We start from the raw sequence: 22515 nt of genomic DNA, 5'->3' as shown, positions 1-22515 counted from the left end.
TGGCGCGCGCGTCACAATGCGCGCACCAACACACATGGCGGTGGTGAAATCTGCCTATGGAAACCCGTCAGCTTTCAAAGTCGACGCTCGTCGTCACTTCGGCCCAAGCCTCGAACTGTGCCTTGAGCGCGTCCAGCCGTTCGATGGCGATTTTGAGAGCAGAGGCTCCAAGGAGCAGCCGAAGCGGCGTTTGCTCAGCGTTGACAGTTTTGATGATGGCTTCTGCAGCCTTTCTTGGATCTCCGGGCTGCAAACCGGAGACGGCACGCGTTGCGGCCCGCCTTTTGCCTGCCGTTTCCGCGTAGTCTTCAATGACGGTCGTTGATTCAAGCATAGATCGGCCTGCCCAATCGGTCCGGAAAGCACCCGGCTCTACGATAAGCACCTTGATGCCAAGCGGCGAAACTTCCTTGAACAATGATTCCGAGAGGGCTTCCACGGCGAATTTGGTGGCGTGATAATATCCCGTTGCCGGAAATGCGACCAATCCACCGAGCGACGAGAAGTTGACGATACATCCGCTCCGCCGAGCGCGCATGCCAGGAAGCACCGACTTGGTAACAGCGAGCAATCCAAAGACATTTGTCTCGAACTGGGCTCGTACTCCATCGTCCTCGCCTTCCTCGATCGCAGCGAGATAACCGTATCCCGCCGCGTTCACCAGTACATCTATTCGACCAAAGCGCTCTTCGGTTTGATCAACGACCTGCTTGATCGTTTCCGGGTCGGTCACATCAAGCCTTGCTGCAACGGCATTTTTAGGAAATTTCGCAACAAGATCGTCGAGTGCCCCGATATTTCTTGCCGTGACCACGACAGTGTTTCCCGTTTCAAGGACTGCCTCGGCAAGTGCGCGTCCCAAACCTGATGATGCTCCCGTGATAAGCCAAACTGACGTTTCTGCTGACATGGTTTTCTCCTTTGCGTCTTCCGGGATATCGACGATCCCACTGACAGGGAGATAAGGTAGAAGCACCGATCCGCTTAGACCTATCATTCCAGAGTTTTGCACAATCCTACCATTCTTGTTACTTTGCCTGTTCGGGAACAGGGGTTCGGAAAGATGGATGCAGTGCGGCGGCAATTGATCGAGTTGGTGAGTTTTCATTGTAACTCGGACAAGCAGACGACCGTGGTCCCTGGTCTGACGCTGTTTCGCAGTGAACGCCCAACCGCGCCGGTCCGCAGCCTTTACAATCCTCGCCTCTGCGTTGTTTTGCAGGGCAAAAAAGAAATCATAATCGATCGTAACCTTATTGAGATCAGCCCGGAGGAATATCTCGTAGTCGTTCTCGATCTTCCGGTGAGTGCCCGGGTGTCGCAGGCAGGCCCGGGATCATTGCACTATGCGGTGACCCTTGATCTTGATCCGCAAATCATTGCTGAGATTGCCGCCGGTGACAGCGGTCAATCATCGCCGATCGCGAAAACGGCAGGTGCTGCGACGTCTGCCGTGACCCGCGATATTCTCGAGCCGCTCGAGCGGTTGACGCGGCTTCTGGATCGGCCCGAGGATATAAAAACAATGGCACCTCTCATCTACCGTGAGCTTATTTACCGGCTTGTTCGAGGCGGTCTTGGTCATATGATCATTCAAAGCACGATTGCCACCTCTGGCCTTGCGCGCATTGCACGCACCACTGTCTGGATCAAATCCAATTTTGACAAAGCGCTCTCTATTGCCACTTTGGCCGAGATGGCAGGTATGAGCCAGACATCATATTATCGTGCCTTCAAGTCTGCGACAGCGATGAGTCCGCTGCAATTTCGAACGCGCCTGAGGCTGCATGAGGCACGGCGCCAACTCCAACTTGGTGGCGTAAAAATCGGGACGGTCGCATACGCTGTGGGATATGAGAACCAATCCCAATTCAGCCGGGAATATCGCAAGCTGTTCGGCAATTCGCCAAAAAATGACCTGCATTCATATTAACTCGATCATACTCATGCAATGACGCTGTCGCCTGCTGGAACGGCTACGACCTGCCTTAATGGTTAATTTGCGTTAACTATAAAGTGCTTGACGCGACTCGGTTCTTTGCGCAGTTTACTTACGGTTTTAAGGGGTATCCTGCGATATAAGCGTTACACGTAAATCTGAATGTTAGTGCCCTTTTACGGCGTTAAACTACCAACCAGCGTTACCCTTTTGGTTTTTCTATCGAATCGGCGCATCTTACCTTGCGCTGATGCGATTCTTTTGAACAGGCGCACAGGATCAATACGTGACTATGATGAACGCGGTACAGACAACACAAACGGATGGTGCGCAAATTGCGGCTGTACCACAGCCATCCGCTGCCTTGACCGCTGATCGGGCTATTGCTGCTGACGCAGAGATGCTGTCGGCACAGCTGCAGGCAATGCGTAACCGGTTGTTTCCACCGACCGCGCAAAAGACACTGCGCAAGTTCACTAGTGGCGAGGCTGCCAAGCTCATTGGTGTTTCAGACGGTTATTTGCGCCAGCTTTCCATTGCAGGAGAGGGACCGCAGCCTGAAACCGGGGCAAATGGCCGCCGACTCTATTCGCTAGCGGAAATCAATGCGCTGCGCCATCATCTTGCTGATGCTGGCGGACCAAAGGCGAAAACCTATCTGCCGCATCGCGATCCCTCTGCCAATGAACATATGCAGGTGATTGCCGTCACCAACTTTAAAGGCGGCTCCGGCAAGACCACCACGAGTGCGCACCTCGCCCAGCATCTGGCCATGGCAGGTTTTCGCGTGCTTGCGGTTGATCTTGATCCACAGGCTTCCATGTCAGCCTTATTTGGCTATCAGCCGGAACTCGATCTGACCGGCAATGACACGCTCTACGGTGCCATTCGCTATGATGGTGAACGGCGGTTGATGCGCGATATCATCCGCAAGACCTATTTTGATGGGCTTGATCTTATTCCGGGCAATCTGGAATTGCAGGAATTCGAGCATACCACGCCGCAAATGCTTGCTGACCGCCAGCATGGCGCGCAGCAGAGCATTGAACAGCAGCTTTTCTTTGCCCGCGTTCAGGCAGCGCTCGATACAATATCGGATGATTATGATGTGGTGGTCATTGATTGCCCGCCGCAGTTGGGCTTTTTGACGCTTTCTGCACTTTGCGCCGCGACATCGGTTCTCGTCACCGTGCATCCGCAGATGCTGGATGTGGCGTCCATGAGCCAGTTCCTCTTCATGACAGCCGATCTTCTGGCTGTGGTGCGGGAAGCTGGCGGTGAACTCAATTTCGACTTTATGCGCTATCTGATTACCCGCTTCGAGCCGAATGATGCGCCACAGCAGCAGATTGCCGGCTTCCTGCGCTCGCTGTTCGGTGATCGGGTCCTCACATCGGCCGTTGTCAAATCTACCGCCTTTTCTGATGCGGGCCTGACCAAGCAGACTCTTTACGAAGTCTCGCGCGACAGTTTCACCCGGGCAACCTATGACCGGGCGATTGAATCGCTGTCCTCCGTCAACGCTGAAATCCAGAGCCTGATCTTCAAGGCCTGGAACCGGCCTGTGTGAGGTGAGCGATGACTGACAAGAACCGCAGGGATCAACTCAAGGCACTTTTTGGAACGGTGGACACGGCTCCCCAGCCGGAGCCCAAACCGGTTAATCCGGCTCCGGTAGAAGACAATTTATCAGAGCAACCAAAGCAGCGAACTGCTTCTGGCGCTATCAAAGCTATGGGCCTTTCGCTCGGGGGTATCTCGCGTGAGCTTGAGGATGCCCGTAAGATTAGAGAAAGTCTTGAAGGTTCGGAACGGGTCATTGAGATTGATCCCCAGCTTATTGAGTATTCTTTTGTCGAAGATCGGCTGAGCCACAATTTCGGCCTCGATGAGACCTTCCGGGAGCTGGTCGAAAGCATCAAGCTGAACGGTCAGCAGGTGCCGATCCTTGTCCGTCCGCATCCCGAGCGGCGCGGCTACTATCAGACCGCCTATGGCCATCGCCGTTTGCGGGCTGCAGCCGAGCTTAAGCTGCCCGTGCAGGCGATTATCCGTGAACTGAGCGACGCCCAACTTGTGGTTGCGCAGGGCAAGGAGAACGCCGAGCGCCGCGATCTCTCGTTCATTGAGCGTGCGTTCTTTGCCCGCAATCTGATTGACCGGGGCTTTAGCCGTTCGGTCGTGCAGGATGCCCTGGCTCTGCACAAGGCAGAGATGACCCGTTATCTGCAGGTTGTGGACGCCATTCCGAAGCCGATCCTGCAGGCAATCGGGCCCGCACCCAAGGTTGGCCGGCCGCGCTGGGTTAAATTGGCTGATATGCTGAGAAAACCCGAAGGGCGCGATGCCGCTCAAAAAGTGGTTCAGCAGGATCATTTCAAACTGCATGGCAGTGATGGTCGCTTCGATGCGGTGTTCGAGCGGTTGCTGGATCTCAACAAGCCGGCTGCAATAAAGGCAGGAAAGACTGATCCTGTGGCCGCAAGGGACATACGCGACGGCAATGGTGATGTCATTGCGCAGCTTCTGAACAATAAAAAGGAGCGATCAATCGATTTTGCAGACACCGTTCCCGAAGGCTTCGTGGACTTCGTGGCTGGCGAGTTAAACGGGCTTTTGCAGCGCTACAGAAGCGAGCGAAAAGCCTGAACTACGCGTAATCTGGTTTTGTGTAAGCGTTGAACGGAAAGAACAGAGAGAAGGAACAACGGCAAGAAAAAAGGCCCCCAGAACGTTACCGCCCCGGAAGCCCTCTTCAATGTAGCAATTTTAGAGAATCACTTCCTACCTGACTTGTCAAGAGTCGGACGCGTTCCGGCAACACCTTTCCCTTGCCTCAATTTGAGGTAGAGAAAATGACTGATCGTTTTGCAACGACGCCATTTGGCGGGCGATCGCTGTCGCATGCCATGTTCGCAGTGCAGGAAAAGACAGCGCGTGCCCGTGAAAAACTGGCGGGTACTGACGCCAATCACCCGGAAAAATGGGCGCTTTTGCGTGAATTAACGCAGGCGCGCGCGGCTTTCTTCCTTTCGGATCGCACGATTGCCGTGCTGGAAGCCCTTCTGAGCTTCTATCCCGAGACCCTGCTGGACGGAAGTACGCCTGTGGTGGTGTTCCCATCCAATGCGGAACTGTCCATGCGCACGCGCGGCATGTCGTCTGCGACTATTCGCAGGCATCTTGCGGCGCTTGTGGAAGCGGGATTAATCATCCGGCGCGATAGCCCGAATGGCAAACGCTATGCCAGGCGCGGCGAGGGTGGAGAAATCGAACATGCATTCGGTTTTGATCTGTCACCGTTGGCGCTGCGCGTTGATGAAATCAGTGAACATGCAGCCGCGGCGCGCGATATGGAGCGGGCTATTCATCGTGTTCGCAGCGAAATCACCATTCATTTGCGCGACGTTTCCAAGACCATTGATGCAGGTCTCAGCGAAGAACGCTCCGGTGATTGGGAAGCCTATGCTGATGAACTGGCGCACCTTTCGGGGCGTGTGAGCAGGCACCTGCCACTTGAGACGATGAAGGTAAGGCGTGACGCGCTTGCCATCCTGCGCAGCAAGGTTGAAAAAGCCTATCTCGACACTCTTTCAAACGAAGAAATGAGCGGCACTGACTCTTCTTTTGAGCACCATATACAGAATTCAAATATAGACTCCCATTTTGAAAGGGCTTCCGAAAAAAGCCAGAAACGAACGGCAGCGCCTGAAACTGAAGATATGGGGAATGCCGAACCCGGAAAGAACAAGACGGAAGCCGGGCGCAGCCAGGCAATGTTGAAAATGCGCCAGAGATTGCTGGATGCCAAACTGAAACGCGGACAGCACCGGGATGCAACGCCGGGTGAGTTGTCGGCGGGACAGATAAAAACGGCCTCATTGCCTTTGGGCGCGGTGCTGGAAGCCTGCCCGCAAATTCGCGATTATGCTCGCAATGACATCGCAGATTGGCGCGATCTGATGCAAACGGCGGCTTTGGTCCGCTCGATGCTGGGTATTTCGCCGGATGCATGGGAAAGGGCGCGTGACACCATGGGCGACATAAACGCCTCGATCACCATCGCCGCCATACTGGAGCGCGCAGGGGAAATCCGCTCGCCGGGCGGGTATTTGCGGGCGCTGACCGACAGGGCCGAAATTGGCCAGTATTCAGTTGTCCCTGTGATCAAGGCATTGAATGGCGAGGGGCGTGTTTGAAGGCTGCGAAACCAGTACCGAGTAGTTCAAAGAGGATGGTTCTCAGCGTTTAATTATGACCTTGAACATGATCGAGGACGCAGGGGGAAGAATATAGCGCCAAAGTGACCGTGTTTCGAACACTGTTCAACTTTGGAGATATTGATGAAGCTTTTTTCTCTTATACTTGGTCTGTTTTGGGGCGTAAGCGTTACCACAACAGTTTTAGCAGGCGACCATATTGGTGTGACGGAGATAACCGTTGCATCACCGGAGCGTGGAAGGAATCTTTCCGTCACAATCTGGTATCCTGCGGCTGAAGGTGGCCAAGAAATATTATTGGCTGAAAGCAAATTGTTTGAAGGAACCAAAGCTTTTCGCGACGCGCCAACCGCAGCTGGGCGATACCCCCTTATTATCGTCTCCCATGGATCGGGTGGACGTATTCAGGATATGGGATGGATCGCGTCCCGTCTTGTCGATGCCGGATTTATTGTGGCGGGGCCAAATCATCCGGGTACCACGAGCCGGGATTCGACACCGGCCGATACTCCCAAACTTTGGGAACGTACAAATGATCTATCCAATGTTGTCAACACATTAACATCAACAGGACAATGGAGCGGTTCTATAGTTAAGGAGCGCATCGGAGTGCTTGGTTTTTCGCTTGGTGGTGCGGCGGCTATGGAACTTTCGGGTGCGCGGGCCAATCTTGAAACTTACGCGCAGTATTGTGACGTTAATAAAACAATGTCGGATTGTGCCTGGTATGTAGGAGGCAAGGGCTATGTTGATGGTGAGGAAGTTCATTCCGATACTGTCAATCTGCGAGAAATCGATAGAGCGCGCTTTGAGCAATCCAACCTTGACCCGCGCATCAAATCAGCCGTGCTCGTCGATCCTGCGATGGCGCAGGCCTATGATGCAGAAAGCTTGAAGAAAATCGCCATACCTATGTATTTCATCAATTTGGGCAGGATTGAGAGCGTCCCGGTTGCTGTTACTGCGCAAAAGCTGTCCGAACTAACACCCAAAGGTAATTTGGTTCATATCAATGACGCGGTGCATTTCAGTTTTCTCGCTGAATGCAGGAACGGCGGAACCGAATTGCTGAAGTCGATCGGCGAGACGGATGCTCTTTGCGACGATGGCGGTGGCAGGTCGCGGGCTGATATTCACGCTGAGTTGGGTCGGGTCATCGTTGAGGCTTTCACCCGCACGCTAAAAAGTGGCGAGTAACGTTTCGTAAGCGTAGAACTACATAGGATTAGGGGCGCGTGATCACCCCTAATCCATTGTTTTTGCTGCTTTCACATCAGCGCGAAGTCAGATCATCCGGCAGGTCGCGATTGTGGAACTCTTTGAACACAGTCCGCAGTGTGCCATTGGCAAAGTTGGTCTTTACCCAATTGTTCAGCCAATCCTGTAGAGGCTTTTCACCCTTCGGGAGGGCGATGCCGAGATTGGTTTCCTTCTGGGTGAACTTCAGTTCAAGCGGGTTGCTGGTGCGTTTTTTGTTGAGGCCGCCAAGAACAGCCGACTGGCTGGAGATAATGTCGACCTGGCCGGATACGGCGGCAGTGATAAGCGTTGCGTCGTCTTCGAAGCGCACGATTTGCGCGCCGGGCGCGTTCTGGGTGATGTCCATGTCGTTGGTGGTTGCGCGGGTAACGCCAATGCGCTTACCGGCAAGATCGGCATAGTTTTTGATCTCGACGGTTTTGGGCGCCGCAACAATGAGGCTGAGTGTTGCATAGGGCACGGAGTAATCGATGGCTTTCTTGCGCTCGTCCGTAATACCGAGGGCGGAGACGAGCAGATCTGCTTTTCCGGTCTGAACAGTTGGAACACGGGCGGCATTGGTGATCTCGATCAGTTCCAGTTTCACGCCAAGGTCTTTGGCAATGAGGCGCGCGGTCTCGACATCGGAGCCCGTAGCCTTCAGATCGCCGTCGACATAGGAATATTCAGGGCTGCCCATGGCGACAGCAATGCGGACTTTGCCGGATTTCTTAATGTTTTCAAGGATATCCGCCTGCGCCGCGGTTGCGACTATCATCAGTGCCGCTGTAGCAGCGACGGCAACTTTCATTATGGTTTTCATGTTCTCTCTCTCCCAGTTGATTTCAGTCTCACCGGCGAGGCCGGATTGATGTCAGAGGCCGTTCGCCAGAAAGTCCTTCAGTTCCTGGGTTTCTGGCCGTACGAGCATGTCACCGGTCCCGGTCTCCCAGACCCGGCCGGTGTTCATGTAGATGACGCGGTTTGCAACCTTGCGCGCGAAAGCCATTTCGTGGGTCACGACGATCATGGTCATTCCGCCCTTGGCGAGATCTTCCATCACGCGCAGAACTTCGCCGGTTAGTTGCGGGTCCAGCGCCGAAGTCACCTCGTCGAACAACATCACCTTTGGTTGCATGGCGAGCGAACGGGCAATGGCGACGCGCTGCTGCTGGCCGCCGGACAGCTGTTCGGGGTAGGCGTCGATTTTCTGGAGCAGGCCGACTTTTGCGAGAACCGACTTTGCCGTTTCCATGGCCCCGGCGCGGCCGATATTCTTGACGCGGCGCAGCGCCAGCATGATGTTCTCAGCCACATTCATATGCGGAAACAGATTGTAGCTCTGAAATACCATCCCAACATCCTGACGCAGGGCACGAATGCTCAGATCAGGCGACTCCACGCGATGACCGCAGACTTCAATCGACCCGCCCTGAATTGTCTCAAGCCGGTTGATACAGCGTAGCGCAGTGCTCTTGCCGGAACCGGATTGGCCGATCAGCGCCACCACTTCCCCCGGCGCGACGTCAAAGGACACACCTTTGAGGACCTCGACGGTGCCGAAACGCTTGATGACTTCGTGGAGTTTAACGGCGGCCGACATTCAGTTTCCTCTCAAGAGAACGGCTCCAGACCGAAAGCGGATAGCAGACGCAAAAATAGAAAGCGGCAGCGATGCCAAAGATCAGAAATGGCTGGAACAGCGAATTATTGATGACCTGCGCGGCGCGGGTAAGCTCAACAAAGCCGACAACTGACGCAAGTGAAGTGTTTTTAACCAGCTGCACCATGAACCCGACCGTTGGCGGGGTGGCGATGCGCAGGGCTTGCGGCAAAATCACGTCTGTCAGTACCTGCCAGCGCGTCAGGGCGAGGCATTCGGCAGCTTCAAACTGGGTTCGCGGCACGGATTCAACGCAACCGCGCCAAATTTCACCAAGATAAGCGCTGGAATAGATCATCATGCCAACACCAGCAGCCATCAGTGGCGGCAGTTCGATGCCGATGACGCCGAGGCCGAAGTAGATGACAAACATCAGGATCAAGAGAGGTGTTCCCTGAATAATCTGAACATAAACAAGCGATAAGCGCCGCAGCCAGCGCATAGTCGAGGTGCGGGCGAGCATGACAAAGAATCCCGCAATGCCACCCAACGCGAAGGCGAGGGCGGAAAGGACGACCGTCCAGACAAGCCCGTTCAGCAGATAAATGAGGTGATTTGTGGTGAAACCGTCGGTCATGGCTGGCTCCTCACAATGGTGTACCGAGCTTGCGGCGGCGTGGGAAAATGGCGAGCGCTATCGCGTAAAACCCGAAGCGGAGGAGATAGGTGATCATCAGATAGATCACGGCGATGACGATATAGGTTTCAAACGAGCGGAAGGTGTAAGACTGGATATTATTGGCGACGCCGGTCAGCTCCTCCGCAGAAATCTGCGATGTGATCGATGTTGACAGCATCATCAGGATGAATTGGCTGGTCAAAGCCGGATAGACCCGCTCGATTGATGGCATGAGGATGATGTCGCGGTAAATCTGAAAACGGGAGAGGCCGAGTGCTTCCGCCGCTTCAATCTGGCTTGGATGGACTGCTTCCATGCCCGCGCGGACGATTTCTGCCGTATAGGCCCCCACATTGATGACCATGGCGAAGACCGAGGCGAAAAACACCGGCATGGTCAGACCCATGGAGGACAATCCGAAGAATATGAAGAATATCTGCACGATAAACGGCGTATTACGCACGGTTTCGATGTAAATGCCGACAAGGAAGCGCAGCCATGGATAGGCGCTGCGCCGGGCAATTGCACAAAGAACGCCGATGACGAGCCCGATGGCCACCGCGACGATGGTCATCTGGATTGTTGTAATCGCGCCCTGAAGAAAGCTTTGCCAGTAGGGCAGGAGCGCCTCAAAATCAAACTGGTAATTCATGGCGCTTTTCCCACTCTATCGTGCCAGCCAGCCGCCATCGACGGGCAGAACTGTCCCATGCACATAGTCGGAGGCTCGGGATGCCAGAAAAACCGCGGCGCCACCAATATCCGAGGGATCACCCCAGCGACCAGCTGGAATGCGAGCCAGAATCTGGGCGCTTCGGTCCTGATCTTCCCTCAGAGCGGTCGTATTGTTGGTGACGAAATAGCCGGGGGCTATGGCATTGACGTTGACGCCTTTCGCAGCCCATTCGCATGCCAGAAGTCTGGTAATTCCGGCAAGCCCGCTCTTTGAAGCCGTATAGGAAGGGATGCGGATGCCGCCCTGAAAGGACAGCAGCGAGGCAATGTTGATGATCTTGCCCTGTCCCGATGCAATCATATGTTTTCCGGCTGCCTGAGACAGAAAGAACGCCGATTTGAGATTGGTGTCGATAACCGCGTCCCAATCTTCCTCGGTGAAATCAACCGCATCATTGCGCCTGATAATACCGGCATTATTGACAAGGATGTCGAGGCCGCCAAAGGTTTTCAGCGTTTCCTCAACGATGGATGCGGTGGGGACAATGGTTGCGAGATCAGCTCTTATTTCGTGGAATTGCGCACCTGTCGCTTCCACTAGAGCGCGGGTCTCATCCATTGAGGACCGGCCGACGGCGGCAATGGACGCGCCGGCTTGCGCAAGTGCCAGCGCAATGCCCTGTCCGATGCCCGTATTAGCACCGGTGACGATAGCAATTTTATCTGTTAAATCAAATAGTTGTGGCACTTTGTTCACCGTAGGGAACTGATCGGGATATGGTCCATATCCGTAAAGCTTTTGTTGTCGCCGCCCATGGCCCAAATGAAGGCATAGTTCGCGGTGCCGACGCCCGAATGAATGGACCAGCCGGGGGAAATGATCGCCTGTTCATTGGCAACGACCAGATGGCGCGTCTCGGAAGGATCGCCCATCATGTGGAAAATGCGCTGATCGCTTGGCACGTCGAAATAAAGATAGGCTTCGGAACGCCGGTCATGCGTGTGGGAAGGCATGGTGTTCCACATGTTGCCAGGGTCAAGCTGGGTCAGGCCCATGACAAGCTGGCAGCTGTCGCATACGTCAGGGTGAATATACTGGAATATGGTGCGCTTGTTGGACGTTAGCTGGTCGCCCAGCTTCACCTGCTTGGCTCGATCAGGCTTGATGAGCGTGCTTGGATGGGCAGCGTGGGCAGGTGTCGACAGAAGATAGAACTTTGCCGGGTTTGCTGTATCGATGCTCTCGAATATGACGTCGACCACACCCTTGCCGATATAGAGACAATCTCTGGATGCGAGTTCATGCACAGTGCCGTCCAAGGAAATGCGACCTGCGCCACCGATGTTAATAACGCCTAGTTCGCGCTGCGCAAGAAAGAACTCCTGTCCGATTGGCGTTGGCGCGCTCAAAGTCAAAGGCTTGGTTGCGGGCAGCGCGCCGCCGATGACAAGGCGATCGATATGGCTATAGGTAAGGACGATTTCATCCGCTTCGAAAATGCTTTCAATCAGAAAGTGGCGGCGCAAATCGTCTGTGCCATAGGCGCGGACCGCGTCGGGGTGGGAAACCTGTCTGACTTCGATTTTCATGTCTTACCCTTGTTCTGTTCTGTAGATTGCGCCCGTGAACGGGCTATACATCGTCGATGAAGTAGCTCGGATTGATGTTCCGCATTTCCTTCACTTCGTTGAGCATTTGGCCGAGATGGAAGCCCATCGCCTCAATAGCGTGGGCGGTGTCGTGCCGGCGGATGCCGTCGAGAATGGCCTCATGTTCGTCAATCACGCGGGTCAAGCGTCCGCGCTGCGGCAGAGTCAATCGCCGATAGCGGTCGATCTGCATCTTTACCTGCTGAATGACATTCCAGATGCCAGGAAATCCCGCTATCGCATTGATTTGAAGATGAAAACTTGTATCGGCCTGATGAAACAATTCATTATCAGTTACAGCCTCGGCCAGAGCCAGATCGGTGATGCTGGCTTCAAGGCGCTTGATATCAGCAGCATTTGCCTGTTCGGCCGCCAGCTTCACAGTTGTTTCTTCAAGCGATTTGCGGATGAGGATGGCTTCGTAAAGCGCGCGCCGCGGGATGCGGGAGACGAAGGTGCCAGACTGCGGAAAAATGTCGATCAGTCCATCATCGGCAAGACGCAACACTGCCTGATGAACGGGCGTGCGACTGACACCAAAATGTGCCGCAATCTCTTTCTCCGATATGGGCTCCATCGGCTTGCGCCGCAGCGAGATAATCTCTTCCAGCAGTTCTTTATAAATATGCGTCGCTGCGCGCGGTGTCGCGGCGCGTTGCTGCACATAGGCTGTTTGAGATGAGGAAAGGGGATGCGTCCGGTCGCGCTTCCTGTCGGTATCATTGGTTTTCTCGTCATCGGTGAGCATGCCGGTCGTCCTTTGGTTCTGCGGTGGTTGTGCACCGCATTCTGGCAATTCTGTTCCACCCGTATTGAGCGGTTTCTCACAGCTTTTCGCAAGTCACGATAGCGAGTGAAATATAAATATTCTAATATTTCAGTTTTGACAAGCGACTTCGATTTGGTTTTGCACAGGAGAGGCGCGGCACCCGGAAAACATTGGCAGGAGAGAAGGGATATTCAGTAAAGACGCGCGCCGAAGCCTGTATTTAGCGCAGGCTCAGCAAGGAAGGCCGGGCAGAAGGTCTGTTCGCATGTTCGGTTGCAAACAGGTCTCTCGGCGGTCAGGGGTTTCATTTGATTGGCGTAGCGCCGACCTCGCGTTAGGCGGCATTGACGCCCCGCGCGTTCGCGGTTACAAAAATAGCCATGAAAATTGCAATGGTTTTGATCGTAGTGGGAACGCGCATGGGCAGGATGGTTTAACCATCCGGCGTTAGCACCCATGCGCGGCAAACAGGCTCCTGACGGGGCCTTTTTTTACGCCCAGATTTTGGTGCTGGCCCGTCAAAACCTTCCCTCTTCAACCATTGCAATAAGGAACTGCCATGAGAGGCAATGACACGACTACATCACTACGCATTCCCATGACCGGGGCAGAGATTGTGCTTCAGGCATTGCGCGACAACGGCGTTGAGCACATCTTTGGCTATCCGGGGGCGGCGGTGCTGCCGATCTACGACGAGATTTTCCAACAGAGCGATATCAGGCACATTCTGGTTCGTCATGAACAGGGCGCAGGCCACGCCGCTGAAGGCTATGCCCGGTCCACGGGCAAGGTTGGCGTTATGCTCGTAACGTCAGGGCCGGGCGTTACCAATTCTGTGACACCGCTGCAGGATGCCTTGATGGATTCAATACCCATCGTGTGCCTGTCGGGTCAGGTGGCCACATCGCTTATAGGCACGGATGCTTTTCAGGAGTGCGATACGGTTGGCATCACGCGGCCATGCACAAAGCACAACTGGCTCGTCGCTGATGTGAACGATCTTGCCGCAACGATACATGAAGCTTTTCGCATTGCACGGTCAGGACGTCCCGGGCCCGTTCTGGTTGACATGCCAAAGGATATTTTGCTCGCGCACGGCTATTATGCTGCTCCTTCCAATATTGACGAAAGAAAGAGTTATCAGCCGAATGTCATTGGCAATGACAACCAGATAGAAGCAGCGTTGGGCCTTCTGTCGGGTGCGCGCAAACCCATCATCTACACGGGTGGCGGCGTGATCGGCTCTGGACCCGATGCGTCAAGATTATTGCGTGAGTTTGTCGAACTGACAGGGTTTCCCATCACCTCGACTCTTATGGGACTGGGCGCATATCCGGCGTCTGGGGCAAACTGGTTGAAAATGCTCGGTCTGCATGGATCATATGAAGCGAATATGGCGATGCATGAATGCGATGTCATGGTGTGTATCGGCGCGCGGTTCGATGATCGGGTGACGGCACGCATTGATGGGTTCTCGCCGAATTCCAAGAAAATCCATATCGATATTGATCCTTCCTCCCTGAACAAGATTATTGCCGCCGATATTTCCATTCAAGGCGATGTGGCACAGGTTTTGGGGAAGATGGTCAGTCTTTGGCGAGCTCTGCCCATAAAGCCAGATCGCGGGCGGTTGCAGAAGTGGTGGGAAAAGATCAACCAGTGGCGGGCGCGCAACTCATTCTCTTATGAGAAGAGCAGCGCGATTATCATGCCGCAATACGCACTTGAGCGCCTTTATGAACTGACCAAGGATCGCGATACCTATGTGACCACGGAGGTAGGGCAACACCAGATGTGGGCTGCCCAGTATTATGGCATTGAAAGCCCCAATCGTTGGATGACATCGGGCGGTCTTGGCACCATGGGATATGGCTTGCCCGCTGCAATCGGGGTGCAGATCGCCCATCCGACGAGCCTCGTGATCGATATTGCCGGTGATGCTTCCGTACAGATGACCATGAAAGAATTATCGACGGCAATCCAATATGATGCACCCATCAAGGTGTTCATATTGAACAATGAGCACATGGGATTGGTTCGGCAATCGCAGCAGATGCTGCACGGAAACCGTCTTGCTCACTCCTATTCGGAGGCCATGCCCGACTTTGTCAGGATCGCCGAGGCTTTTGGAGCGGTGGGCATCAGGTGTGACAGGCCTGATGAACTTGACGATGCTATTGGCGAAATGATCGAGGTGAAGCGGCCTGTGCTGTTTGATTGCAGGGTGGCCAAACTCGCCAATTGTTTCCCGATGATCCGGCCCGGCCGGGGACATAATGAGATGTTCCTGCCGGATGAAGTGACAGACGCTTCCTTCCGGGAACCGGTCGATATCGACAGTCGCGGCCTGCTTTAATGGCCAAGAGAATGATCGCAGCTCCAAATAGCGGGGCTGCGATCACCTTTCAACGAGCGGTGCCTTGATGTCCCCGTGCAAAAAATCGCAGCGGGCCATTTGACATGACAGAACTTCCATGCTGAATTGGCACAATGGTCCAACCAATTATGCAAGGCGTTTCGTGATCAATCCGATCCTTTCACCCGTTCACACATCATCGCGCGATGACGCGGTGTTGAATGCATTGGTGGATTTCGTTGCCAGCGAAGGGCTGAAACCCGGCGACCGTTTGCCGACCGAACGGGTACTTGCGGAATATTTGAAAGTCAGCCGGACCACAGTACGGGAAGCGCTCACACGCTGGCAGGAACTCGGACTTGTCGAGCGGCGGCAGGGTAGTGGTACCTATCTGCGTTCAGCGGTGACGCGGAACATGTTGCATATGCCGCTGACATTGCCATCGGGCAATGATTTCAAGAGCTTGATGCACACATTGGAAATTCGACGCGGGCTTGAGGCGGAAGCAGCGGTTCTGTGTGCGGAACGGGCGAGTGATGAAGACATCGCCTTTATCGAGCAGAAGCTGATTGTTATGGAAGAGGCGTTTCACGCCCGCGAAGGCATGTCAGCCGAGGAGGACTGGGATTTCCACCTAGCCGTCTTCCGCACATCAGGAAATCCGCTGTTCGAGCAGATCATCGCCGCCATGTATGAAATGTTTCACCGGTTCTGGGAGCATCCGCTTGGTGTGCGTGACTTTGGCCACGCCAGCTTTCCCTATCACCGTACCCTGTTCAATTGCATTGCAGCGCGTGATCCTGTTGGAGCACGCGCCGAGGCATTGAAACTTATTGCCACCGTTGAAAATGACCTTCGGCGCGGCGCCGCAAATCTCAAAAAGCAGAGCAAGACATGAACGACAATCCCTTTTTCTATGATCAGGATATGATGGCGCAGGCCGCAACTTTGCTCGCTCATGATGACCCGTTTCCCGGCGGATCGGTCGTTCCGCCGATCTATCAGACATCGCTCTTCACCTTCGAAAATTATGCTGACATGGCCGACACTTTTGCCGGTCGCAAACGCCAGCCGATCTATTCGCGCGGTGACAATCCGACGGTGATGGAATTTGAAGGCAAAATCGCAGCACTTGAGGGAGCTGAAGCTGCCCGCGCTTTCTCCAGTGGCATGGGCGCGATCAGCGCCACGGTGCTCGCCTTTGTCGGGGCAGGGGACCGGATCGTCGCCGTGCGCAATTGCTATGGCGATGCGTATCGTCTGTTCGAACGGCTTCTGCCGCATCTCGGTATCAAGGTCGATTATGTCGACGGTTCTGATCCTGACGCTGTTGCTGAGGCGCTTCCCGGTGCCAAGCTGCTTTATCTGGAAAGTCCAAGCTCGATGATGTTCGAGCTGCAGGACATTGCGCATTGCGCACAACTGGCCAAGCAGCATGGCGTTATCACAACCATTGATAATTCCTATGCGACACCGCTGTTCCAGAAGCCGATCAGCCATGGCATTGATCTGGTTCTGCATTCCGCCTCGAAATATCTTGGCGGGCACAGTGATACCGTAGCCGGTGTGGTCGCGGGATCGCGCGAAATGATCGACCGGATCAACGGCCGCACCTATTCCTATCTCGGCGCAAAGCTTTCACCCTTTGAAGCATGGCTTTTGCTGCGCGGCCTGCGCACGCTGACCCTGCGCCTGCCGCACCATATGAAGAGTGGTCTGACGATTGCTGAACGTCTGAAAGGGCGCGGCGATGTGGAGCGTGTCATTCACCCTGCCTATTCCAATCATCCGGGTAAGGCGACACTTACCGGTTATACCGGGCTTTTCTCCTTCGAAGTCACTGATGAGATCGACGTGCCGACATTCGTCGATGCGCTCAAGCTGTTCCGCATCGGTGTGAGCTGGGGCGGGCATGAAAGCCTCGTCGTTCCGGCAATGGCCTCGTTGCAGCAGACGCCGGATGCCAACTCAATCGGGCGCTTCGGTGTGAGCCCGCGAACCATCCGTCTGCATGTGGGACTTGAAAATGTAGAGGAGCTCTGGGCCGACCTTGTGAATGCCCTTGATAAAGCCAAACGCTAAACAGAAAACTGAAGTGGGAGCATAAAATGCAAAAAAGAATGGGAACATTTCTTGCCGGTGCGATGGCCGCACTGGCGATGACCGTATCGTCAGCCTTTGCTGATACGACCATCAAGATGGTTGAGGTGATTACAAGCCCGCCGCGTACCGAGCTTTTGAAGAAGCAGATTGCGGGCTTTGAGCAGGCCAATCCCGGTATCAAGGTCGAGCTGGTCTCGCTGCCTTGGGGGCAGGCTTTTGAAAAATTCCTGACGATGGTTCAGGCCGGCGACACGCCTGATGTGGTCGAAATGCCTGAGCGTTGGATGGGGCTTTATGCGAATAATGGCCAGCTTGAAGATCTCGGGCCTTATGTTGCCAAATGGAAAGATGGTGGCACGCTCGGTGAGCGCGCCAAGCAGTTCGGCTCCGTCGTCGACAATAAGCAGTACATGATCCCCTATGGCTACTATGTCCGGGCGATGTTCTGGAACAAGAAACTGTTTGCCGAAGCAGGGCTCAAGGAAGCACCAAAGACGCTTGACGAGTTCATGGAAGCCAACAAGAAGATTTCCGCGATCAAGGGCAAGTATGGCTATTGCCTGCGCGGCGGTCCCGGCGGCTTCAATGGCGTCCAGATGTTCATGAACATCGCCAATGGCAAGGGTGCTTATTTCAACGCCGACGGTACGGCCACCCTGAACGAACCGGGTTCGGTCAAGGGCCTCGAAATGCTCGCCGATATCTACAAAAAGGGCTACGCGCCGAAGGACAGTGTCAGCTGGGGCTTCAACGAAATCGTCACCGGTTTCTATTCCGGCACCTGCGCGATGCTCGATCAGGACCCCGATGCGCTGATTGGTATTGCCGAGAAGATGAAGCCTGAAGATTTTGGCGTTGCGCCGATGCCAACAGGACCAAATGGCAAGTCCTATCCCACGCTTGGCTATGCGGGCTGGGCCATGTTTGCCAATTCCAAGGTCAAGGATGATGCGTGGAAGCTGATGGGCACTTTGCTGGCCCCAGCTGATAATCTCGAATTTGCCAAGAATGTTGGCGTTCTGCCCATTCACAACGGTGCGGACAAGGACCCGTATTTCGGTTCAGAAAGCTTCAAGGGCTGGTTCCAGGAATTGAGCGATCCAAAGACGTTCGAGTTCGTGACGCCGCCGACCCATCTGGAAAATCTCGGTAACTTCTACGACTCCGTATCGGTGAAGAACTTCCAGGAAGTATTGCTCGGCCAGAAAACCGCCAAGCAGGTTGCTGACGAATGGTCTGCGTTCCTCACGGAACAGCAGCAGGCCTGGATGGCCAAGAACAAGAAGTAGTGAAATGCGATGCCCCGGCGCTCAAATGCCGGGGCATTTTCCCATGACTTTCGCCAATCCGTGAAATCGGAGGCGAGGGGTGGGGGACCATTGGCAAAAGAAGGGCCGTACACATGGCAATGCAATCAACAGCGGCAATGACGCCGCAACAAGAGAGAAAGGCCAGCAGCAAGCGTCGCTTCAGCGCTGCTTTCGAGCCGTGGCTTTATCTCAGCCCTGCGCTTGTCCTGCTGCTCGTGGTTCTGGTGGTTCCGCTGATCTTCGGTGTCAGCTATTCCTTCCGTAAATTCTCTGCCTTCAAGTCTGAATATGTTGGGCTGGCCCAATATAAGGCTTTGCTGTCTGATCCGGTTCTCGGTCAGGCGCTGATGAACACCTTGTGGTGGACCGTCGCGAGCCTGTTTCTCCAGTTCTTTCTGGGTTTGGGCCTTGCTTTGCTGCTGGACCGTCCATTCTTCGGCAAGAAGGTGGTGCAGGCCATTGTGTTTCTGCCGTGGGCCGTGCCGTCGTTCCTTTCGGGTCTTACATGGGCATGGTTGTTCAACCCAATTGTTGGGCCGTTGCCGCATTGGCTTTTCGCGCTTGGCCTGAAGTCCGAACCCACCAATATTCTTTCCGATCCGGCCACGGCGATGTGGGGTCCAATTGTCGCCAATGTCTGGTTCGGTGTGCCGTTCTTTGCGATCACATTGCTGGCTGCGCTGAAATCCATTCCTTCCGAACTGCATGAAGCCGCCGCCATTGATGGTGCCAATCCATGGCAGCGTTTCATCAAGGTGACACTGCCTTTCCTTGCGCCAACCATCGCGATCACAGTGATGCTGCGGACGATCTGGATCGCCACCTTTGCCGACCTCATCTATGTCATGACCGAGGGTGGTCCGGCTGGTTCAACCAATACGGTTGCGACCTACATCTATGTCAGCGCCTTCAAGACCCTGGACAAGGGCTATGCTTCGGCAGTTGCCGTCCTGCTTCTGGCGCTTCTCATCCTTTATGCGGTCGTGCTGATCCGTATCCGCCGCTCGCTCGTGAGGTATTCGTGATGATTGCTGGTCGTTCCCGCAAAGCCCGTATTCTTGGAGGCATCGGCCTTTACAGCGCCGTTGCCGCCTATGTCATCTTCGCGCTGTTTCCGCTGTTCTGGACGCTGAAGATTTCGGTGACACCGCAATCGCTGCTCTATTCGGAGGGCATTACGATGTGGCCTTCATCCGCCACATGGGAGAATTACAAGACCGTTCTGAGGGCAACAGACTTTCCGCGCTATTTCCTCAACAGCGTGATTGTTTCTGTGGTGACTGCAGTGCTCGTCACCATTATTGCTTCAGCTGCCGGATATGCCCTGTCGCGGTTTTCGTTTCGCGGGAAAACCACCGTAGCGGTGATTTTACTGCTGACCCAGACGTTCCCGCTTGTGATGGTCATTCCACCGATCTACCGCATCATGGGCGAGCTTGGCCTTACCAACAGCCTGACGGGCCTGATCATCATCTATACGGCGTTCAATATCGCCTTTGCCACCTTCCTGATGCAGTCATTCTTTGATGGCATTCCGAAAGATCTGGAAGAGGCGGCGATGATTGATGGATGCAGCCGCAGTCAGGCGCTACGCCGCGTCATCATTCCGCTCACCCTACCGGGTATGGGCGCAACGCTTGGGTTCGTCTTCACCGCCGCTTGGAGCGAGCTGCTGTTCGCGCTGATGCTGATCAGCAGTGACAGCCAGAAGACATTCGCCGTCGGCCTTCTGACTTTCATTGGAAAATTCGCTGTCGACTGGGGACAGATGATGGCGGCTTCAGTGCTTGCGCTGATCCCGGCCTGCCTGTTCTTCGGCTTCTTGCAACGCTACCTCGTGACTGGCCTCACCGCCGGTGCCGTCAAGGGATAATCGAAAGAGATAAGCTCATGGCTTCCGTCACCATTACCAATGTTCAGAAAAATTATGGCGCGATGAACGTGCTGTCGGCAGTGGACCTTTCCATTGCCGATGGCGAGTTTGTGGTGCTTGTCGGGCCGTCCGGATGCGGCAAGTCTACACTGCTGCGCATGATTGCGGGGCTTGAAGAAATTTCGGCCGGTGAAATCCGTATCGGCGAGCGCGTCGTTAATGATGTGGCTCCAAAGGATCGCGATATCGCCATGGTGTTCCAGTCCTATGCGCTTTATCCGCATATGGATGTGGCATCCAATATGGGCTTCAGCCTGATGTTGCGCAAAACCGCCAAGGAGCTGGTGTTCAACCGGGTTGGCGCCGCAGCCAAACGGCTGGGGCTGGATGTCTTCCTGCAGCGTCTGCCACGCCAGCTTTCAGGCGGTCAACGTCAGCGCGTTGCCATGGGCCGCGCCATTGTGCGTGATCCGCAAGTGTTTCTCTTTGATGAACCGCTGTCCAATCTCGACGCGAAACTGCGTGTTCACATGCGTACCGAGATCAAGGCGCTACACCAGCAGCTGAAAACCACCTCCGTCTATGTCACCCATGATCAGGTTGAAGCCATGACCATGGCCGACCGCATTGTGGTAATGCATGATGGTGTGATCCAGCAGGTGGGCACACCGCTTGATCTTTACGATCATCCCGCCAATCTTTTTGTGGCGGGCTTTATCGGGTCTCCGGGCATGAATTTTCTGCCCGCCGTCGTCAGTCGCACCAATACTGAAGTCGAAGCGCAGCTTAGCGATGGCCAGACAATTGCCATTGATCCGCGATTGCCTGTCGAAGACGGCGAACGGGTAACAATCGGCATCCGCCCGGAGAATATTGAAGTCGGAAGCGCGGATGCTTTGAAGGCCAAAATCCAGGTTATCGAGCCTCTGGGCCTCTCAACCCAGTTCTACACAACTCTGGCTGATTTGCAGGTTTGTATCTATGCCATGGGCCGCRCCGACCGGAAGCCGGGTGACACAATGAACATCGGGATCAAGGCCGGGGATGTGCATGTTTTCAATCCCGCTACCGGGCAGAGGATTGATCCTGCCGCCTGAGGTTGAATCACTGTTCTCACCTCATTCTATGCGAGGAATTATTTTTCCTTGTATTGGCTGTTTGTGGTATTAAATTCACAAATTCGCGTCTTGTGACAGCGAATAGTGCCTATGCATCCTCAAGGCAAAGTGACATTTTCCAATCATCGCCGAAAGGCTCGAAAACTCTGGATGGAAACAAAAAATGAATTGGCTCAAATCCCTACTCGTTGTTGGTGCAATGCAGGCTCTGGCCATCGTGCCGATGCAGACTCAGGCGCAGGCGCAATCGAACCTTGAGCAGATCAAGACAGCCGGCGTGCTGAAGATCGGCACGGAAGGCACCTATGCGCCGTTCACCTATCACGATGCTGCGGGCAAGCTTGTCGGCTTCGATGTGGAAATCGGTGAGGCCGTTGCCAAGAACCTTGGCGTGAAAGCAGAGTTCCTCGAAGGCAAGTGGGATGGTCTGATCGCTGGCCTCGATGCCAAGCGTTATGACACCGTGATCAATCAGGTTGGTATCACGGACGCACGCAAGGCGAAGTATGATTTCTCCGAGCCCTATATTGCCTCCAAGGCCGTGTTGATTACCAAGGGCGACAATACCGATATCAAGACCTTTGCCGACCTCAAGGGCAAAAAATCTGCCCAGTCTCTGTCGAGCAATTTCGGCAAGATCGCGCAGGCCAATGGCGCAGACCTTGTTGGCACTGATGGTTTTGACCAGTCGATCCAGCTGCTGCTCAGTGGCCGCGCCGATGCCACGATTAATGACAGCCTGTCCTTCCTCGATTTCAAGAAGCACAAGCCCGACGCCAACGTGAAGATCGCGGCAACGCAGGAGAATGCTGATTTCTCCGGCATCATCATCCGCAAGGGTGAGCCGGACCTGCTGGCAGCCATCAACAAAGCGCTTGAAACCATCAAGGCTGACGGCACGTACAAGCAGATCGCCGACAAGTATTTCGGCGCGGACGTTTCGAAGTAAGACTGTTTACGCTTCGAAAAAAGTACGCTCTA

The 22515-nt window shown here is 54.6% G+C and carries 21 protein-coding genes; 13 read left to right on the top strand and 8 right to left on the bottom strand.

The window, feature by feature from the left end; genetic code table 11:
* Window positions 1–67: 67 nt before the first annotated feature.
* Complete coding sequence (locus tag AB4Y96_RS04665; RefSeq protein WP_441915985.1) at window positions 68–910, bottom strand: oxidoreductase; 843 nt, start codon at window positions 908–910, stop codon at window positions 68–70.
* A gap of 222 nt (window positions 911–1132) precedes the next feature.
* Here AB4Y96_RS04665 and AB4Y96_RS04660 point away from each other — a divergent pair, with 222 nt between their 5' ends.
* The 5 genes from AB4Y96_RS04660 to AB4Y96_RS04640 all read left to right on the top strand — a co-directional run bounded on the left by AB4Y96_RS04660 (window position 1133) and on the right by AB4Y96_RS04640 (window position 7356).
* Window positions 1133–1933: an AraC family transcriptional regulator gene (locus AB4Y96_RS04660; RefSeq protein WP_441915983.1), complete on the top strand. Its 801-nt coding sequence runs from the start codon at window positions 1133–1135 to the stop codon at window positions 1931–1933.
* A 292-nt stretch (window positions 1934–2225) separates the two neighbouring features.
* Window positions 2226–3509 carry a plasmid partitioning protein RepA gene (repA, locus tag AB4Y96_RS04655; RefSeq protein ID WP_370648033.1) on the top strand — a complete coding sequence of 428 codons (1284 nt, stop codon included), beginning with the start codon at window positions 2226–2228 and terminating at the stop codon, window positions 3507–3509.
* An 8-nt stretch (window positions 3510–3517) separates the two neighbouring features.
* Window positions 3518–4588, top strand: a complete 1071-nt coding sequence (repB, locus tag AB4Y96_RS04650) for a plasmid partitioning protein RepB (protein WP_091886629.1) — start codon at window positions 3518–3520, stop codon at window positions 4586–4588.
* 206 nt (window positions 4589–4794) lie between these two features.
* Complete coding sequence (repC, locus tag AB4Y96_RS04645; RefSeq protein WP_441915982.1) at window positions 4795–6138, top strand: plasmid replication protein RepC; 1344 nt, start codon at window positions 4795–4797, stop codon at window positions 6136–6138.
* A 144-nt stretch (window positions 6139–6282) separates the two neighbouring features.
* Window positions 6283–7356 carry an alpha/beta hydrolase family protein gene (locus AB4Y96_RS04640; RefSeq protein WP_441915980.1) on the top strand — a complete coding sequence of 358 codons (1074 nt, stop codon included), beginning with the start codon at window positions 6283–6285 and terminating at the stop codon, window positions 7354–7356.
* A 76-nt stretch (window positions 7357–7432) separates the two neighbouring features.
* On the opposite strand, the gene AB4Y96_RS04635 is transcribed toward AB4Y96_RS04640, so the two are convergent.
* The 7 genes from AB4Y96_RS04635 to AB4Y96_RS04605 are packed head-to-tail and all read right to left on the bottom strand — an operon-like array spanning window position 7433 to window position 12753.
* Window positions 7433–8221 (bottom strand): transporter substrate-binding domain-containing protein, encoded by a 789-nt coding sequence (locus AB4Y96_RS04635; RefSeq protein ID WP_227988956.1) that lies wholly within the window; start codon window positions 8219–8221, stop codon window positions 7433–7435.
* 51 nt (window positions 8222–8272) lie between these two features.
* On the bottom strand, window positions 8273–9001 hold the full coding sequence (locus AB4Y96_RS04630; protein WP_441915978.1) for an amino acid ABC transporter ATP-binding protein: 729 nt from the start codon (window positions 8999–9001) through the stop codon (window positions 8273–8275).
* The gene (locus tag AB4Y96_RS04625; RefSeq protein WP_091886617.1) at window positions 8985–9638 is read right to left on the bottom strand and encodes an amino acid ABC transporter permease; all 654 of its coding nucleotides are present in this window, start codon (window positions 9636–9638) and stop codon (window positions 8985–8987) included. The genes AB4Y96_RS04630 and AB4Y96_RS04625 overlap by 17 nt, the downstream gene beginning before the upstream one ends.
* 10 nt (window positions 9639–9648) lie before the next feature.
* The gene (locus AB4Y96_RS04620; protein WP_091886614.1) at window positions 9649–10332 is read right to left on the bottom strand and encodes an amino acid ABC transporter permease; all 684 of its coding nucleotides are present in this window, start codon (window positions 10330–10332) and stop codon (window positions 9649–9651) included.
* 15 nt (window positions 10333–10347) lie between these two features.
* Window positions 10348–11103 (bottom strand): 2-dehydro-3-deoxy-D-gluconate 5-dehydrogenase KduD, encoded by a 756-nt coding sequence (kduD, locus tag AB4Y96_RS04615; RefSeq protein WP_441915976.1) that lies wholly within the window; start codon window positions 11101–11103, stop codon window positions 10348–10350.
* Window positions 11104–11108: 5 nt separating this feature from the next.
* On the bottom strand, window positions 11109–11945 hold the full coding sequence (kduI, locus tag AB4Y96_RS04610; protein WP_441915974.1) for a 5-dehydro-4-deoxy-D-glucuronate isomerase: 837 nt from the start codon (window positions 11943–11945) through the stop codon (window positions 11109–11111).
* A 43-nt stretch (window positions 11946–11988) separates the two neighbouring features.
* Window positions 11989–12753 (bottom strand): GntR family transcriptional regulator, encoded by a 765-nt coding sequence (locus tag AB4Y96_RS04605; protein WP_091886608.1) that lies wholly within the window; start codon window positions 12751–12753, stop codon window positions 11989–11991.
* Window positions 12754–13372: 619 nt separating this feature from the next.
* On the opposite strand from AB4Y96_RS04605, the gene AB4Y96_RS04600 reads away from it, so the two are divergent.
* The 8 genes from AB4Y96_RS04600 to AB4Y96_RS04565 all read left to right on the top strand — a co-directional run bounded on the left by AB4Y96_RS04600 (window position 13373) and on the right by AB4Y96_RS04565 (window position 22483).
* Window positions 13373–15130: an acetolactate synthase 3 large subunit gene (locus AB4Y96_RS04600; RefSeq protein ID WP_441916043.1), complete on the top strand. Its 1758-nt coding sequence runs from the start codon at window positions 13373–13375 to the stop codon at window positions 15128–15130.
* A 118-nt stretch (window positions 15131–15248) separates the two neighbouring features.
* Window positions 15249–16028: a FadR/GntR family transcriptional regulator gene (locus tag AB4Y96_RS04595; RefSeq protein WP_091886605.1), complete on the top strand. Its 780-nt coding sequence runs from the start codon at window positions 15249–15251 to the stop codon at window positions 16026–16028.
* Complete coding sequence (locus AB4Y96_RS04590; RefSeq protein WP_441915972.1) at window positions 16025–17212, top strand: PLP-dependent transferase; 1188 nt, start codon at window positions 16025–16027, stop codon at window positions 17210–17212. The genes AB4Y96_RS04595 and AB4Y96_RS04590 overlap by 4 nt, the downstream gene beginning before the upstream one ends.
* Before the next feature lie 26 nt (window positions 17213–17238).
* Window positions 17239–18522: an ABC transporter substrate-binding protein gene (locus tag AB4Y96_RS04585; protein ID WP_441915970.1), complete on the top strand. Its 1284-nt coding sequence runs from the start codon at window positions 17239–17241 to the stop codon at window positions 18520–18522.
* A gap of 119 nt (window positions 18523–18641) precedes the next feature.
* Window positions 18642–19568, top strand: a complete 927-nt coding sequence (locus AB4Y96_RS04580) for a carbohydrate ABC transporter permease (protein ID WP_370648040.1) — start codon at window positions 18642–18644, stop codon at window positions 19566–19568.
* A complete protein-coding gene (locus AB4Y96_RS04575) occupies window positions 19568–20416 on the top strand; it encodes a carbohydrate ABC transporter permease (RefSeq protein ID WP_441915968.1) in 849 nt (282 codons plus the stop codon). Before AB4Y96_RS04580 ends, AB4Y96_RS04575 begins: the two co-directional genes overlap by 1 nt.
* Window positions 20417–20433: 17 nt before the next feature.
* Window positions 20434–21513: an ABC transporter ATP-binding protein gene (locus tag AB4Y96_RS04570; RefSeq protein WP_441915966.1), complete on the top strand. Its 1080-nt coding sequence runs from the start codon at window positions 20434–20436 to the stop codon at window positions 21511–21513.
* A 184-nt stretch (window positions 21514–21697) separates the two neighbouring features.
* On the top strand, window positions 21698–22483 hold the full coding sequence (locus tag AB4Y96_RS04565) for an amino acid ABC transporter substrate-binding protein (RefSeq protein WP_091886590.1): 786 nt from the start codon (window positions 21698–21700) through the stop codon (window positions 22481–22483).
* Window positions 22484–22515 lie beyond the last annotated feature (32 nt).

The sequence above is a fragment of the Phyllobacterium sp. TAF24 genome (assembly GCF_052113785.1).
GTDB lineage: Bacteria > Pseudomonadota > Alphaproteobacteria > Rhizobiales > Rhizobiaceae > Phyllobacterium.
Note: the sequence above shows the minus strand (reverse complement) of the source record. Positions and strands in the feature narration are given on the sequence as shown.

What these genes read in the sequence shown, in the direction of transcription:
- AB4Y96_RS04625 (WP_091886617.1), bottom strand. Translation starts at nt 9,638, where the DNA reads ATGACCGACGGTTTCACCACAAATCACCTCATTTATCTGCTGAACGGG.
- AB4Y96_RS04620 (WP_091886614.1), bottom strand. Translation starts at nt 10,332, where the DNA reads ATGAATTACCAGTTTGATTTTGAGGCGCTCCTGCCCTACTGGCAAAGC.
- repB (WP_091886629.1), top strand. Translation starts at nt 3,518, where the DNA reads ATGACTGACAAGAACCGCAGGGATCAACTCAAGGCACTTTTTGGAACG.
- AB4Y96_RS04565 (WP_091886590.1), top strand. Translation starts at nt 21,698, where the DNA reads ATGAATTGGCTCAAATCCCTACTCGTTGTTGGTGCAATGCAGGCTCTG.
- AB4Y96_RS04640 (WP_441915980.1), top strand. Translation starts at nt 6,283, where the DNA reads ATGAAGCTTTTTTCTCTTATACTTGGTCTGTTTTGGGGCGTAAGCGTT.
- kduI (WP_441915974.1), bottom strand. Translation starts at nt 11,945, where the DNA reads ATGAAAATCGAAGTCAGACAGGTTTCCCACCCCGACGCGGTCCGCGCC.
- AB4Y96_RS04630 (WP_441915978.1), bottom strand. Translation starts at nt 9,001, where the DNA reads ATGTCGGCCGCCGTTAAACTCCACGAAGTCATCAAGCGTTTCGGCACC.
- AB4Y96_RS04590 (WP_441915972.1), top strand. Translation starts at nt 16,025, where the DNA reads ATGAACGACAATCCCTTTTTCTATGATCAGGATATGATGGCGCAGGCC.
- AB4Y96_RS04635 (WP_227988956.1), bottom strand. Translation starts at nt 8,221, where the DNA reads ATGAAAACCATAATGAAAGTTGCCGTCGCTGCTACAGCGGCACTGATG.
- AB4Y96_RS04580 (WP_370648040.1), top strand. Translation starts at nt 18,642, where the DNA reads ATGCAATCAACAGCGGCAATGACGCCGCAACAAGAGAGAAAGGCCAGC.
- AB4Y96_RS04585 (WP_441915970.1), top strand. Translation starts at nt 17,239, where the DNA reads ATGCAAAAAAGAATGGGAACATTTCTTGCCGGTGCGATGGCCGCACTG.
- AB4Y96_RS04575 (WP_441915968.1), top strand. Translation starts at nt 19,568, where the DNA reads ATGATTGCTGGTCGTTCCCGCAAAGCCCGTATTCTTGGAGGCATCGGC.
- repC (WP_441915982.1), top strand. Translation starts at nt 4,795, where the DNA reads ATGACTGATCGTTTTGCAACGACGCCATTTGGCGGGCGATCGCTGTCG.
- AB4Y96_RS04600 (WP_441916043.1), top strand. Translation starts at nt 13,373, where the DNA reads ATGACCGGGGCAGAGATTGTGCTTCAGGCATTGCGCGACAACGGCGTT.
- AB4Y96_RS04605 (WP_091886608.1), bottom strand. Translation starts at nt 12,753, where the DNA reads ATGCTCACCGATGACGAGAAAACCAATGATACCGACAGGAAGCGCGAC.
- AB4Y96_RS04595 (WP_091886605.1), top strand. Translation starts at nt 15,249, where the DNA reads ATGCTGAATTGGCACAATGGTCCAACCAATTATGCAAGGCGTTTCGTG.
- AB4Y96_RS04665 (WP_441915985.1), bottom strand. Translation starts at nt 910, where the DNA reads ATGTCAGCAGAAACGTCAGTTTGGCTTATCACGGGAGCATCATCAGGT.